Raw genomic sequence first — 14052 nt, forward strand, 5'->3', positions numbered from 1 at the left:
AGAACCGTAGCAGATAGTTTTGTTGTAGACGATCCCTAACGGACCGGTCACCCGCGCTGGCGCGCCCGCCTCACCGGTTGCGGCGCCTCCACCGCGGTCGCCAGGTGCCCCGTGACCAGCCGGTTGAGCGCGCGCACGAGCACCTCCGCCTCCTCCTCGGGCAGCGACGCGAGGGCGTCCCGGTGGACCCTGTCGACGATCTCCTGGCTCCGCTTGGCCACCTGCGCCCCCTTCTCCGTGACCGCGACGATCCGGGCCCGCCGGTCGGTGCTGGACGGCCGGCGCTCGGCGAGACCGGCCTGCTCCAGGGCGTCGAGGGTGACCACCATCGTGGTCTTGTCCATGTCGCCCAGCTCGGCGAGCTGGATCTGCGTACGCTCCTCCTGCAGCGCGTGGACGAGCACGCAGTGCATGCGCGCCGTCAGGCCGATCTCGGCGAGGGCCGCCGCCATCCGCGTTCGCAGCACGTGGCTGGTGTGGTCGAGCAGGAAGGACAGGTCGGGCTCGTCACGTGAGGGCGCCATGGCGGTCATGCGTCCAGGCTACCAATTCGTCCGCTTGCGGATTATCCGCAAAGGTCACACCACGTCACACCGGGTCACACCGTCCGTAGGGCCGCCTCGACGGACGTCGCGCTCGCCGGGACGAGCGGGAGCCGTACGGCGGCGGTGGGAATGCGGCCCTGGGCGTGCAGGACGCCCTTCAGCACGGTGGGGTTGGGCTCGGCGAACATGGCCGCCGACATGAGCGACAGCCGGTGCCCGAGGGCGCGGGCGTGCTCGACGTCCCCGGCCCGCCACGCCTGGAAGAGCGCGGCGAACTCACCGGTGCGCAGGTGGGCGGAGGCGAGGATGCCACCGGAGGCGCCCAGGGCGAGCAGCGCGGACAGGAACGGGTCGTCCCCGGCGAGCACCGCGAAGTCCTCCGGCGGGTCGGCGAGCAGGGCGACCGTGTCGAGGTCGACGCCGCCGACGGCGTGCTTCACCCCGGCCACCATGGGCAGCTCGCCCAGCCGCCGCAGCGTGGCCGCGCCCACCGTCTGCCCGGTGCGATAGGGGATGTTGTAGACGACCAGCGGCACCGGGGTCTGCTCGGCCAGCGCGGCGAAGTGGGCGAGCACACCGGCCTCGGATGGGCGGACGAACGCGGGAACCGTCACCAGCGCCGCGTCGGCCTCCCCCTTGAGCGCGCGCAGCGCCTCGGCCGTGCTCCGCGTGTCGGCCGAGCCAGCGCCGACGGTGAGCGTGGCGCCCCGCTCACGGCAGACCCGGCCGCACAGCTCGATGACCGCGCGCCGCTCCTGCTCGGTCAGCGTGGCGACCTCCGCGGTGGTGCCGAGCGCGACGAGCCCGGACGCACCGTCGTCAAGCACGCCGCGGGCCAGGTCTTCGAGCGCGTCGAAGGCGATCTCGCCGTTCTCGGCGAACGGGGTGATCAGCGGGACATGGATGCCGGAAAGAGTCATGCCGCGATCCTTCCGGCGGCAGAGCATGTAGGTCCAGTTCGCCTTTCTGTCGAAACCGTTAAGCTGAGCCGATGCTCGACGTCCACTTCCCGCGCTGATGCTCGACGTCCGCAGGCTGCGCCTGCTCCGCGAGCTCGCCTACCGGGGCACGATCGCCGCGGTGGCCGAGGCGCTGACGTTCACTCCCTCGGCCGTCTCCCAGCAGCTCGCCGCGCTGGAGCGCGAGGCGGGGGTCGCCCTGCTGGAACGCACCGGACGCCGGGTCGCGCTCACCCCCGCCGGGGTGACACTCGTACGGCACGCGGAGGCCGTGCTCGAACGGCTGGAGCAGGCGGCGGCGGAGCTCGCCGCGGCCAAGGGGGACTTATCCGGGACCGTGCGGATCGGCGCCTTTCCCACTGCGACCCGCGCCATCCTCCCCTCGGCCCTGGCGGCGCTCGCCCGCAGCCATCCGGGCCTCGACCCGATGGTGGACGAGGTGGACCCGGCCGAGGTCGCGCCGCGCCTGCGCGCCGGCGAGCTCGACGTGGCGCTGGTCCATGAGTACGACTTCGTCCCGGCCGAGCCCGATCTCGCCCTGGACGCCGTCCCCCTTCTCGACGAACCGATGTATCTGGCCACCGTCCGCCCCGCCGGCGGGGAGGGGGACGCGGCCACGCTCCTCACCTGCCGAGACGCGCCGTGGATCGTCTCGACGCCGGGCACCCTCTGCCACACGATGACCGTGCGCGCCTGCCAGGCGGCCGGCTTCTCCCCACGCGTACGCCACCACATCGACGACTTCGCCACGGTCCTGGCGATGGTCGCCGTCGGGCAGGGCGTGGCGCTCGTGCCGGAGCTGGGCGCCGCCGACCCGCCCGACGGCGTCACGCTGACCGCGCTGTCGATGCGCCGCCGCACCCGCGTGGCCTTCCGCCGGGGCGCCGGCGGCCATCCCGCCGTCGTCGCGCTGATCGCGGCCCTGCGTTCCGCCGTCCGCTAGGACGAGTGGTTCCGAAAGGTTGGGCGCGCTTGCCGCCCGGCAGGCGACCGGGGAGCCCAGGGTCAGGTGCGGCGGGCGGCCCAGACGGTGCGCTCGGTGCGTACGGCGAGGTCGTCGCGGCGCAGGATGCTGTGCGGGCTGTCGGTGTCCAGGAGTTCGTCGAGGGCGGCGAGGTCCTCAGGGCCGAGTGCGGGCGCGGCGGCGCCGCGGAGGCGTTGCAGGCTGCGGTGGGCGTAGCGGCCGATGGCCTCGCCGCGGTCGCTCTCGATGTCGCCCTCGATGTCGCCCTCGATGTCGCCCTCGATGTCGCCCTCGATGTCGACGGTGATGGTGCGCTCGGCCTCGACGGTGAAGCCGGCGGCGGCCAGCATCGGCCCCCAGTCGGCGCCGCGATGCGGGACGTGTTCAGCGTGGAAGCCGTCGGTCGCTCTGTGGACGCGGTCCTCGAGCCCCGGCCGGCCTTCGGGGGCGTCGGCGGGCAGGAAGCGGGGGAGGCCGTCCAGCTCCACGACGGCGAACAGCCCGCCCGGCGCTAGAAGTTCGTAGACGCTCCGCAGTGCGCGGTCGGGATGGGCCATGTGATGCATGGACGCGGAGGCCCACACCAGGTCCGGTGTGCCGAGGTCGGGCCAGCGGCTGGTGTCGAGGTCGGCCTGCACGGTGCGCACCCGGTCCGAGACGCCGCGGGCGCATGCCTTCTCACGCAGGAGCCGCAGGTGACCGACGGAGGCGTCGACCGCGGTGACGTGCGCCTCTGGGAAGCCTTCGAGGAGCGCGAAGGTGCCCGCGCCGGTGCCGCAGCCCAGGTCCACGACCTGGCGCGGCTCGACCTTCAGCGGCAGCCAGGCGGTGATGGATGCGATGTGCTCGGCGAGGACCTCGGCGTCGAGGTCGAGGATCTCCGCCTGGCCGCTGTCGTCGTGCTCCTGGTGGCGGCCGTGCGAGCCGCCGTGGTGCGGGGTGTGCTCGTGCGCTGGGGTCATGACATCACCGTAAGCAGCCCATGCGCCTACGGCATGACTCCTTGCGAGAAACGCAACAAGGTGGCTCGGTGTGCTGCCCGCCGCGCAAATGTGGCGGGGCAACCCGTACTCGCGAGGGGGCTACTCGCAGGGGCCCTGCGCGCCGTCGCACTCGCCGGTCTCGCCCGCGACGCGCCGGTGGCCCCGACGGGCGTCGCGGTCGAAGATGCCCATGATCTCGCACGGGCCGCCCTCGGCTCCGATCGCGTGCGGCATCATGGTCGGGAACTCGGCGGCCTGGTTGGTCTCGATGCGGAACCGGCGGTGGCCGAGCATGAGGATCGCGGTGCCGGAAAGCACGACGAGCCATTCGCGGCCGGGGTGGGCGCGCATGCGGGCGGGATTGCCGGGCGGAGGCTCGGTCATGCGCTGACGCATGACGCTCATGCCGGGGTCGCCCTTTATGGGCCAGCGCATCAGACCGTGGGCGCCGTCGATCATCGGGCTGATGACGACGTCGTCGGCGGCGTTCTCCACGAGCTGGTCGAGTGTGGTGTCCAGGGCGCGGGCGAGGGTGACGAGCTGGTCCAGGGCGAGGCGGCGTTGTCCGTTCTCGATCCGGCTCAGCGAGGACTGGCTGAGGTTGGCGCGGGTGGCCAGTTCTTCCAGCGACCAGCCCTGTGCGACGCGCAGTGCGCGGATCCGTTTGCGTACGAGGCTGTCCAGCGCTCCGTCTTCTTGCGTCATATGCAACAGCGTATGCCCCGCCCGCAATTCGCGCTTGACGTCGAATCCAGATGGCCCAGCACGAGGCCAGGTGCGATGAAAGCGCGACATGTCCGGACAGACTTCCCGCTGCGAGAGCGACACCCTGCCCGCCCAGACGGTGGGCGATCCGCGCGTCGTCGCCGCCATCGCCTTCGTGGCCTGAGAGCCGCACCGCCGGAACGCATCCCTGCTGGACGTGCACCTCTTCCGGGAGCGCGGGCCTGGCCGGCGACTCCATCACGCTGCTCGTCGTCTCCGGCGTCCAGGCCGGACCGTCGCCGTCACGTCGCAATGGAGACGCCCTGCCGAACGAGCTCCTGGGCGCCTTCATCACCGATCGGAATCACTCGTCCAGGAGTCAGAACACCGGGATGATGTCCTCAGGGTCGATCACGTCGACGTTCACGCCGTCGATGTCGAGCTCGGGGATCGCGGGGAACTCGATCCCCCACCGCTCGACGATCGCGCGCACACGGGCCATCGCCACGCGCCAGTTGTCGGCCTGCTCGTCGTACGACAGCACGCCGAGGCCGCCCTCCCGCGCGTGGTCCATCAGCACGCGGTGGTTGTGCAGGAAGTACGGCGGGAGCTCCCAGAAGCCCTCCGGCGGCTCCCACAGGATCATCGACAGGAACACGAACCCGGCACGCAACTGACGGGTGATCAGGCCGCGTACGTCGTCGGTGAGCCCGGGCCACTCGTTCTCCAGGATCGTCATGCAGATCTGGAGGTGCCGCGACTCGTCCCGGCCGATCTTGTGGAACATCTCCGAGAACAGGGGGTGCTCGGTGCCGGAGGCCATGCCCCGGAACAGCGTCGAGGCCGCCATCTCCCCCATCATGAAGCTCGTGAACAGCACGGCGAGCGAATACTTGCCCACGGCCGTGTTGTAGCCGTTCCAGTAGCGCCCGCCGTTGTGATAAAGCCAGCCGATGTTGTTGTGCGCCGCCCGCTCCAGGTCGGTGGAGGGCTGCCAGTCGAGCGGGCCGCCGGGCCACAGCCGGGCGATGGACCGCTGGCAGCACTCCTCGTGGTTCATCTCGTCGCGCGTGATCGAGAAGAAGCACTTGCGGACGGGATCCTCCTCGTGCTTCTCGAACGCCTGGATCGTGGCGCGGGCGAAGACGGCCGGGCCCGAGGCGTCGAAGTTGGCCAGCACGGAGAACCAGTACATGATCCCCAGCCGTTGCTCGGCCGTGAAGTCCCGCGGGTCGAGCGCGTCCCACGGCAGGTCGGCGGGGTTCCAGACCATACGCTTGGACTTCTCGTAGATGGCCGCGAGCTTCTCGGTCTCCACCCGCCACTCCATCGGGTAGATGTTGGGCTGCGGGATCTCGGGCGCCGGCCAGAAACCACCCTCAGGAACCACGACGTCCGACATCGCCTCACCATCCCGCGCGCGTGTGACCCGCATCACGTTGTAACACTGTCAGCCCCATCCTGCGCCGCGCCGTCACACCAATCAAGTGCCCACTCCGGGCCGCCTGCGGCCGGCCTGTGTCATGCGGCCCTCCGGCTGCCCTGCGTGACCGCCACGCAGGCGAGCACGGCCAGGGCCGCCGCGATCGTCGCGGCGCCGATCTCCTCGTGCAGCAGCAGCCACGCCCACACCAGGTTGAGCAGCGGCTGCGCGAGCTGGGTCTGCCCGGCGCGGGCGATCCCGCCCATCGCGAGCCCGGCGTACCACGGAATGAACCCGAGGAACATCGACACCAGCGCGACGTACGTGAACCCGGCCAGCGACTCGGCCGAGGGCGCCGCCGATCTGGTCAGGGCCAGCACGACCGTCGCGGGCACGGTGAGCGGGGCCGCCAGCACCAGGGCGTACGAGATGACGCGCCAGCCGGGCGTCTCCCTGGCCAGGCGGCCGCCCTCGGTGTAGCCGACGGCCGCCGACAGCAGGGCGAGCACGAGCAGCACGTCGGCCCCGGCGAGGCGGCCGGTGCCGCGGGTCAGCGTGAACACGGTGATCGACAATGCGCCCGCCGCACAGGCGGCCCAGAACAGCGGCCTGGGCCGCTCCCCCGCCCGCAGCACCGCGAACGCGGCCGTGGCGGCCGGGAGCAACCCGATGACCACGGCCGAGTGCGCCGTGCTCGCACCACCGGCCAGGGCCAGGGTGCTGAACAGCGGGAAGCCGACGACCACCCCCAGCACGATCAGCGCGTACGCCCGCAGGTGGGCGCGGGGCGGCAGGAGCGGCGCCCCGGCGGCCTTGAGGCAGACCGCCGCGGCGACCGCGGCGACGGCCGCGCGCCCGATCGCGACGAGGTACGGATCGAACCCCCGCAGCGCGAACGCGGTCGCGGGAAGCGAGCCGGAGAACGACAGCACGCCCAGGCCGGCCAGCAGGCTGCCCCGCCATGCCGAACGGTGCGGGGCTGCCGCTATCGGGAGAACTACAGTAGCGCTATTGTCAGCTTTCATGAATGACGATAGCAGTATCGCTCGGCTCGCCGCGATCCTCCGGGAGGAGACGGAAAGGGCGCGGCCGGGCGAGCGGCTGCCGTCCAGCCGGGAGATCATGCGCCGTCACGGAGTGGGCCCGGTGACGGTCTCGCGGGCGATCGCGCAGCTCGCGGCGGAGGGGAGGGTCGTCACCCGGCCCGGCGCGGGCGTGTTCGTCGCCCCGGCCCGGCGGCCGGTCGCGCGGACGCCCGACCTGTCGTGGCAGACCGTGGCCCTCGGCGACCGGGTGGTGGACGACTCGGCGACGGCGAGCCTGCTGGCCCCGCTTCCCGACGGCGTCGTGCCGCTCACCGGCGGCTACCTCAACCCCGACCTGCGCCCGGTCAAGGCGCTGGCCGCGGCGGCCGCGCGAGCCGTACGCCGGCCGGAGGCGTGGAGCATGCCCCCGCTGAACGGCCTGCCGGAGCTGCGCCGGTGGTTCGCCACGGAGATCGGCGGCGCGGTGACGCACAGCGACGTGCTCGTGGTGAGCGGCGGCCAGTCGGCGCTCACCCTCGCGTTCCGCGCGCTGGCGGCCCCCGGCTCGCCGATCCTCGTCGAGACCCCCACCTACCCGGGAGCGCTGGCGGCGGCGAGAGCGGCCGGGCTGCGGCCGAGCGCGGTGCCGCTCGACCGGGACGGCGTGCGGCCCGACCTGCTGGCGGAGGCGTTCGCGATGACGGGTGCGCGGGTGTTCTACTGCCAGCCGACGCTGCACAACCCCACGGGCGCGACGCTGACCCGCGAGCGCAGGGAGCAGGTGCTCGCCGTGGCGCGGGCGGCGGGGGCGTTCGTGATCGAGGACGACTACGCGCGTTATCTGGCCACGGGACCCGTTCCGCCGCCCATGGTGACCATGGACACCCACGGCACGGTGGTGCACATCCTGTCGCTGAGCAAGATCACGTCACCGAGCCTGCGGGTGGCCGGCCTGACCGCGCGGGGCCCGGCCGCACACCGGCTGCGCGCCTGCCAGGTGGTGGAGTCGTTCTTCGTCGCCCGGCCCCTGCAGGAGACGGCCGCCGAGTTCGTGGGCTCCACCGCCTGGCGGCGTCACCTGGGCACGGTCCGGCAGGAGATCGGCGTACGGCAGGCCACGCTGCTGGCGGGGCTCGCCCGCCACGCGCCCGCGGCCGAGGTGCAGCTGACTCCCGCCGGCGGCCTGCACGTCTGGGTGCGGCTGCCGCCCGGCGCCGACGAGGCGGAAGTGGTCGAGGCGGCGCAGGCACAGGGCGTGGTGGTGAGCCCGGGGCGCATCTACTACCCCTCCGAGCCCCCGGGACCACGGCTGCGGCTCACCCACACGGCCGCGATCGGCCTGGCCGAGCTGGAGGAGGGAATCCGCCGCCTCGCCCCGGTCTTGTCACAGCTGTCACATCAGTCCCACCAGTGAACCTTTGCCCCGGCTGAGCCGTCTCTTCTCTGTCACCCTTCAACCCCTCACAGAGGAGACAGCGTGCGCGTCCGTTCTCTGTTGATCGCGTTATGCGCCGTGCTCGCGTCAGCCGGCCTGCTCGTCGTCCCGTCCGCCGCCGTGGCCGCCCCCGCGGGGACCTCCTCCGCGTCGGCGGGCTGCTACCGCCAGGTCGGGGACCACTGGGAGTGCGTCACGCCCGGCGCGTTCTGCCCGGCGGCGGCCCATGGCAAGAGCGGAACCTCGCAGGACGGCGACTCCTACCGGTGCGTGCAGGACGGCTCCTACTGGCGGTGGAAGCCGGCCGGCTCCTCCGGCGGCACGACGCCCAAGCCGACCGCGAAGCCCAAGCCGACCGTCAAGCCCAAGCCGACCGTCAAGCCGAAGCCGGTCGCGAAGCCGTCGGGGGCGAAGTGCTCCCGTAAGTACCTGCCGCTGCCGGACCCGAAGTGCCAGCCGGGCGCGCGCAACCCCGCCGTCACGCAGAAGACGATCAAGTCGACGATCTGCGTGCCCGGTTACAGCAGGAAGGTCGCGCCTCCGGCGAGCTACCTCAACGCCCTGCGGGTCACGCAGATCGCCCAGTACGGCTACGCGGACAGGAAGCCGTCGCACTACAAGGAGGACCACCTGATCCCGCTCTCCCTGGGCGGCTCGCCCAAGAGCGCGAAGAACCTGTGGCCCCAGCCGGTCCTGGCGGGCACGGGCAAGACCCCGGCCGCCAAGGACGCGGTCGAGCTCACCCTGTGGAGGGCGGTGTGCCGCGGCAAGGTGCCACTCGCCAAGGCGCAGCAGGCCATCGCCAAGAACTGGCGGACCGCGGTGCGACGGCTCGGCCTCTAGACGGCTTCCCTACGACCCGGGCGTCATCGGCGCTCCTGCCGCCGACGCCCGTCCCGCCGGTGCTCGTCCTGCCGGTATTCGCCCGACAGGCGCTCGCGACGCTCCTTGTTCCGCAGCGCCAGATAGGCCAGGTAGCTGAAGCGCATGAGGCTCTCCTCGGAATAGTCGACACCAGTGAAACACTCGCGGTGGTGTTGTTATTTCATGACCTCCGACTGTCGTAAAGTGGTCACGAGGGGTGATCGATCATGACGGGCCCGGCGGAGCTGCTCCGCGACTTCGTGAACACCTACGACGTCGAGGGAGACGCCGATGAGCTGGCCTCGCCGGCCGAGCTGTCCGTCTGGCTGCGCGAACGGGGGCTCATCGGCGACGACGACCGCGCCGCCGACGAGGACCTCGCGATGGCGACCCAGCTGCGCGAAGGACTGCGCGCCGCGCTGCGCGGCAACCACGACGGAGGTCCGTACGAGGTTCCGGAGGGACTGGACGCGGCGCTGGCGCAGTTGCCGGTGCGCGTGACGCTCTCGGCGGGGATGCCGGCGCTCGAACCCATGGGGTCCGGAGTGGCGGGCGGGCTCGCACGGCTGGCGGCGCTGATTCCGGCCGCCCACGCCGACGGCACCTGGCCGCGGCTGAAGGTCTGCGCCGAGAGCACCTGTCAATGGGCGTTCATCGACTCGTCCAAAAACCGGTCTCGCTCCTGGTGCTCCATGCGCGTCTGCGGAAACCGCACAAAAACTCGGGCATATCGGGCACGACGCCAGGCGGAAGGTACGCCGAGGCCCTCCTGACCAGTACGGTGTTACAGGCTAAGAAAGGAGCCCGTCGAATGGGTGTTAGAGCTGCCCGCCTCGAAGACGTCGACGCGGTGACCAGCACCCAGATCCGGGCGTGGAAGGCGGTTTATCGCGACTTCCTGCCACCGATCCCGTTGGAACAGATGACGGGGCCGGCGGCGGAGAAGATGTGGCGCCGCCAGTGGGAGGAGGCGATCCTCTCGCCGCCCACGCCCCGTCACCGTCTGCTCGTCGCAGTCGAGCGGGTGGTGCCCGACACCGACGCGTTCACCGCGCTCGGTCCCGGCGGCATCCTGGCGACCGCCGCGCAGCGCGCCTCCGACCGGGTCGTGGGGCTGGCGTCGCACGGACCCGCCGAGGACCCCGATCTTCACCCGGCCACCACGGCCGAGTTGATGACGTTGCTCGTCGATCCCAACCACATCCGGCGCGGACACGCCAGCAGGCTGCTCAACGCGACCGTCGACCACCTGCGCGAGGACGGCTACAGCACCGTCGTCACCTGGGTCTTCGCCGACAACCACCCGATGATCGGATTCCTGGAGTCGGCCGGCTGGGGCGAGGACGAGGCCGAGCGCGTTCTCGACATGGGCCGCCCGATCCGGATGATCCGCCTCACCACCGACATCAGCTGACTCGCCTCCTTTCCTGCCCGTCCGTACGGCTTGCGCCCCCGGGGGCGTCGCCTCCGCCAACCCCGCTGTCACGAGAAGATGGGGGATTGGCCAAACTAGGTACGCCTTCACCGGCTACGCACAGGTAGGAAAAGGGAGTCACGTGGCCACCCCAGCTCAATGGTTAGCGGGCGCACGCCCCCGTACGCTGCCCGCCGCCGTCGTCCCGGTCGCCGTCGGCACCGGAGCCGCCATCGCGGAAGACGGCGCGATCTGGTGGCGCGCCCTGCTCGCGCTGTTCGTCGCGCTGGCGCTGCAGATCGGGGTCAACTACGCCAACGACTACAGCGACGGCATCAAGGGCACCGACAAGGACCGTGTGGGGCCCCTGCGCCTGGTCGGTTCGGGTGTCGCGGCCCCCAAGCAGGTGCTCGCCGCCGCCCTCGGCTGCTTCCTCGCCGCCGCGGTCGCCGGTCTCGTCCTCGTGGTGGTCACCCAGGCATGGTGGCTGCTGCTCGTCGGCCTCGCCTCCATCCTCGCGGCCTGGTTCTACACCGGAGGCTCCCGCCCGTACGGCTACCGCGCGCTCGGGGAGATCTCGGTCTTCGTGTTCTTCGGCATCGTGGCCGTCGCCGGGACGACGTACGTCCAGGTGGAGCGGCTGACCTGGCTCTCGCTGGCCGCCGCCGTGCCCGTGGGGCTGCTCGCCTGCGCGCTCCTCATGGTCAACAACCTGCGTGACATCGTGACCGACGGCCCCTCGGGCAAGCGCACGCTGGCCGTCGTGCTCGGCGACAGCCGTACGCGCCTGGCCTACTCGGCGACCCTGGTGCTGCCCTTCGTGTTCGCGCTCGCTCTGGTGCCCGTACGGCCCTTCGCCGCGCTGACCGTGCTGGCGCTCCCCCTCGTGGCCGCCCCGATCAAGACGGTCCGCTCCGGCGCGACCGGTCCCGCGCTCATCGCGACGCTCCAGCAGACCGGCCGCCTGCAACTCGTCTTCGGCGCCTTGTTCACCCTCGGCCTCGCCCTGCTCTGACCGGATCCCCGATGGACCGCGCGTGGACCTGGGACCGGCCCCTGCCGCTGCGGTGGCTGCTGCTCGACGAGTTCACGGACACCCCGGGTAGCGCGATGGGGGTCTGCACCGACATCAATGGGCTGTTCGCCGCGCCCGCGCAGCCTCCGGAGGCGCAGGGCTTCCTGCTCCACGGCCAGGCCGGGGACCGGGCACGTGCCGCCGCACCACCGGGGTCTTCCACGACCGGCCTTATCCGGAGGAGCGGCCGGTGACCCTCGTCGGCTGCCGCCCGGAGGAACCGCTGCTCACGCTGCTGCGGCGGCGGTCCGCCAGGAAGCGGCACCTCGCGGCGACCGTCTGCGCCGTCGACGTCACCGGCCGCGCCGTCCCGACGCACAGAGCGGTGTCCTCCGTCGTCATCGAGGCGAACCCCTCCCGGCTGGACCCCGGGCTCCTCGACATCACCCTCGACGGCGGTTTCGACGAGCCGTTCCCCGACGGCGCCCGCGCGATCTGGGACCTCTGGCATGCGGGACGGCCCTCCCGGCGCAACCTCTGGGCCGGGTACGACCGCCGCCTGCGGCACGAGTGGGTCGGCGCGGCGCTGTGCCACCATACTCATGATCAACCGGACCGGCCGCCGGGCAGGACCTGTCACCTCGACGGGCGGTTCGTCACCGACATCGAGGGCTTCTACTGCGCCGTCGGTGAGGCCGTCAACGGCCCCGGCGGCTACTTCGGATGGAACCTCGACGCGTTGGTGGACTGTCTCCGAGGCGGATGGGGCGCCAGTCGCCCCTTCCGGCTCGTCTGGCATCACGCGGAGGTGGCCCGCCGCCATCTCGTTCCCGGCTACGACCGGCCCGCGTACGCCCTGCGCTCCTGGGGCCCGCCCGTCACCCTGGACGAGCTGCTCGGCATGTTCGCCGAGGTGGACGTCACCGTCGAGTTGCGCTGACACCGCCGCTCCGGCCGGGCTGGAGGACCTCCGGACGCGGAACGCCGTCACCGGCAGCCGGGCCGCATCCGGAGGATCCCATGGAGGAGCGCGTCGCCCTTGAGGCGGTCAGCCCTGGGGCACGAGCCGGTCCTTGATGAGCGCGATCACCTCGTCGAACCGCGCGTCCATCTTGTCGAACCGGGCGTCTATGCCGTCCAGCCGCTGATCGATGCCGTCAAGGCGAGTCTCGACACGCTCGATTCGCGCGTCCATGCCGTCCAGCCGCTGATCGATGCCGCCGAGACGGGTCTCGACGTGATCCATCCGCGTGTCCAGGCCGTCGAGACGGCGGTTGACGAATTTAAGCTCGGCCTGGATACCGAGAGAGCGGTCCTCCATCGCCGTGAAGCGCTCGTCGGCGAGGTCGAACCTCGCCCTCATCTCGGCGAAGCGCGAGTCCATGCGCGAGCGGAACTCCATCACGTCGTCGCGCGTCGCCTGGAACAGGCGGATGTTCGCGCCCTGTGCCTGCTGAATGTCCAGGCGCGCACGCTCGACCTTGTTGTCGACGGCGTTGATGAGGATCTTGAAGGACTGCACGTCCGTCTCGAGTGCCGTGACGCGCTCTTCGAGCTCCATGCCGGCCATGGTAGTCATGCCTTTCTCCGGGGGGTCGTCGTTTGGAACGGTCCGCCGAGCGGCGGTCCGGGGGACAACCATGCCCTAGGACGGGAGCGGTTTCGAACCGCTTCGGACCACCGAAAACCGTTCTGGAGAAGGACCTGAACCGCGTGGATGACCTTTGCCGCCCCGGGTAGACGAGTCGCACTCCCTGAGCGGCCTCCTGCCGCGCGAACTGGGAAGATGGCGGCGAAACGCCGAAGGCGCCCGCTCATGCCCGCGATGCGGGAATTGCTTGCCCCGGAACGCGGGGCTGTCGCTCGTATGTGTCCATGCCGACCCTGCGGATGGCGTCTCAACCGGGATGGACCACTCCCGGCCGCCCGGCCTGTCCCCGACGAGGACAGGCCGGGCGGCCGCGGAGACTACTGCAGGTCGAGGAGGCGCTCCAGGCCGACGGTGAGGCCGTCGAGCCCCTGCACACGGCGGACGCCCAGCAGGACGCCCGGCGTGAACGACGCCCGGTTCATCGTGTCGTGCCGGATCGTGAGGGTCTCCCCCTCGCCGCCCAGGATGACCTCCTGGTGGGCGATCAGCCCGGCGAGCCGTACGGCGTGCACATGGACGCCGTCCACATCCGCGCCCCTGGCGCCGTCGAGCGCGGTGGTGGTCGCGTCGGGAGAGGGACCGAGCCCCGCCTCGCGCCGCGCCTGCGCCACCAGCTCCGCCGTACGGCGGGCGGTGCCGGAGGGGGCGTCGGCCTTGTTCGGATGGTGCAGCTCGACGATCTCGACCGACTCGAAGTACCTGGCCGCCTGCGCGGCGAAGTGCATCATCAGCACGGCCGCGATGCCGAAGTTGGGGGCGATGAGCGCGTTCGTGCCGGGGTTGGCGGCCAGCCACCCCCGCACGGTCTCCAGCCGCTCCGCGTCGAAACCGGTCGTGCCCACGACCGTGTGGATGCCGTGGGAGATGCACCACTTCAGGTTGTCCATGACGACGTCGGGGTGGGTGAAGTCCACCACCACCTCGGCGCCGGTCAGCGCGTCGAGCGGATCGTCCTTGTCGACCTCCGCCACGAGTTCCAGGTCATCGGCCGCCGCGACGGCCTTGCACACTTCCACACCCACGCGCCCGCGGGCGCCGAGAACACCGACCTTAATCACGCGCCCAAGGC

Annotated in this window: 17 protein-coding genes; 8 read left to right on the top strand and 9 right to left on the bottom strand. The window is 71.5% G+C overall.

Features of this window, described 5'->3' with window-relative positions:
* Nucleotides 1–47 precede the first annotated feature (47 nt).
* Both FLV34_RS15180 and FLV34_RS15185 read right to left on the bottom strand, forming a co-directional pair.
* Nucleotides 48–533 carry a MarR family winged helix-turn-helix transcriptional regulator gene (locus tag FLV34_RS15180; RefSeq protein WP_147943397.1) on the bottom strand — a complete coding sequence of 162 codons (486 nt, stop codon included), beginning with the start codon at nt 531–533 and terminating at the stop codon, nt 48–50.
* Nucleotides 534–598: 65 nt separating this feature from the next.
* The gene (locus tag FLV34_RS15185) at nt 599–1465 is read right to left on the bottom strand and encodes a 4-hydroxy-tetrahydrodipicolinate synthase (protein WP_142649913.1); all 867 of its coding nucleotides are present in this window, start codon (nt 1463–1465) and stop codon (nt 599–601) included.
* 97 nt (nt 1466–1562) lie between these two features.
* Here FLV34_RS15185 and FLV34_RS15190 point away from each other — a divergent pair, with 97 nt between their 5' ends.
* Nucleotides 1563–2447 (top strand): LysR family transcriptional regulator, encoded by an 885-nt coding sequence (locus FLV34_RS15190; protein WP_147943398.1) that lies wholly within the window; start codon nt 1563–1565, stop codon nt 2445–2447.
* Nucleotides 2448–2509: 62 nt separating this feature from the next.
* Here FLV34_RS15190 and FLV34_RS15195 read toward each other — a convergent pair whose 3' ends face one another.
* The 4 genes from FLV34_RS15195 to FLV34_RS15210 form a co-directional block, all read right to left on the bottom strand.
* Complete coding sequence (locus FLV34_RS15195; RefSeq protein ID WP_147943399.1) at nt 2510–3430, bottom strand: trans-aconitate 2-methyltransferase; 921 nt, start codon at nt 3428–3430, stop codon at nt 2510–2512.
* Nucleotides 3431–3550: 120 nt separating this feature from the next.
* On the bottom strand, nt 3551–4156 hold the full coding sequence (locus FLV34_RS15200; protein WP_168066251.1) for an XRE family transcriptional regulator: 606 nt from the start codon (nt 4154–4156) through the stop codon (nt 3551–3553).
* Between the two features lie 379 nt (nt 4157–4535).
* On the bottom strand, nt 4536–5558 hold the full coding sequence (locus tag FLV34_RS15205; protein WP_142649916.1) for a hypothetical protein: 1023 nt from the start codon (nt 5556–5558) through the stop codon (nt 4536–4538).
* A gap of 119 nt (nt 5559–5677) precedes the next feature.
* Nucleotides 5678–6604, bottom strand: a complete 927-nt coding sequence (locus FLV34_RS15210) for a DMT family transporter (protein WP_147943400.1) — start codon at nt 6602–6604, stop codon at nt 5678–5680.
* Here FLV34_RS15210 and FLV34_RS15215 point away from each other — a divergent pair.
* Nucleotides 6603–8018 carry a PLP-dependent aminotransferase family protein gene (locus FLV34_RS15215; protein ID WP_147943401.1) on the top strand — a complete coding sequence of 472 codons (1416 nt, stop codon included), beginning with the start codon at nt 6603–6605 and terminating at the stop codon, nt 8016–8018. The genes FLV34_RS15210 and FLV34_RS15215 overlap by 2 nt on opposite strands.
* 63 nt (nt 8019–8081) lie before the next feature.
* A complete protein-coding gene (locus tag FLV34_RS15220; RefSeq protein ID WP_142649919.1) occupies nt 8082–8882 on the top strand; it encodes a hypothetical protein in 801 nt (266 codons plus the stop codon).
* Between the two features lie 23 nt (nt 8883–8905).
* Here FLV34_RS15220 and FLV34_RS42440 read toward each other — a convergent pair whose 3' ends face one another.
* Nucleotides 8906–9028, bottom strand: a complete 123-nt coding sequence (locus FLV34_RS42440) for a hypothetical protein (protein ID WP_260617400.1) — start codon at nt 9026–9028, stop codon at nt 8906–8908.
* Nucleotides 9029–9130: 102 nt separating this feature from the next.
* On the opposite strand from FLV34_RS42440, the gene FLV34_RS15225 reads away from it, so the two are divergent.
* From FLV34_RS15225 to FLV34_RS42445, 5 genes are all read left to right on the top strand, one after another.
* A complete protein-coding gene (locus FLV34_RS15225; RefSeq protein WP_142649920.1) occupies nt 9131–9676 on the top strand; it encodes a CGNR zinc finger domain-containing protein in 546 nt (181 codons plus the stop codon).
* 38 nt (nt 9677–9714) lie between these two features.
* Nucleotides 9715–10317, top strand: a complete 603-nt coding sequence (locus FLV34_RS15230; protein WP_142649921.1) for a GNAT family N-acetyltransferase — start codon at nt 9715–9717, stop codon at nt 10315–10317.
* A gap of 142 nt (nt 10318–10459) precedes the next feature.
* Nucleotides 10460–11332, top strand: a complete 873-nt coding sequence (locus FLV34_RS15235; protein WP_147943402.1) for a 1,4-dihydroxy-2-naphthoate polyprenyltransferase — start codon at nt 10460–10462, stop codon at nt 11330–11332.
* An 11-nt stretch (nt 11333–11343) separates the two neighbouring features.
* Nucleotides 11344–11586, top strand: a complete 243-nt coding sequence (locus tag FLV34_RS41530; RefSeq protein WP_222709519.1) for a hypothetical protein — start codon at nt 11344–11346, stop codon at nt 11584–11586.
* The gene (locus FLV34_RS42445; RefSeq protein ID WP_261985783.1) at nt 11583–12272 is read left to right on the top strand and encodes a barstar family protein; all 690 of its coding nucleotides are present in this window, start codon (nt 11583–11585) and stop codon (nt 12270–12272) included. Before FLV34_RS41530 ends, FLV34_RS42445 begins: the two co-directional genes overlap by 4 nt.
* Before the next feature lie 108 nt (nt 12273–12380).
* Here FLV34_RS42445 and FLV34_RS15245 read toward each other — a convergent pair whose 3' ends face one another.
* Together FLV34_RS15245 and dapB are read right to left on the bottom strand one after the other, a co-directional pair.
* Nucleotides 12381–12893, bottom strand: coding sequence for a hypothetical protein (locus FLV34_RS15245; RefSeq protein WP_147943404.1), 513 nt, complete (start codon nt 12891–12893; stop codon nt 12381–12383).
* Between the two features lie 407 nt (nt 12894–13300).
* A complete protein-coding gene (gene dapB, locus FLV34_RS15250) occupies nt 13301–14041 on the bottom strand; it encodes a 4-hydroxy-tetrahydrodipicolinate reductase (RefSeq protein WP_147943405.1) in 741 nt (246 codons plus the stop codon).
* Nucleotides 14042–14052: the final 11 nt, after the last annotated feature.

Source organism: Microbispora sp. CSR-4, assembly GCF_008033685.1.
GTDB lineage: Bacteria > Actinomycetota > Actinomycetes > Streptosporangiales > Streptosporangiaceae > Microbispora.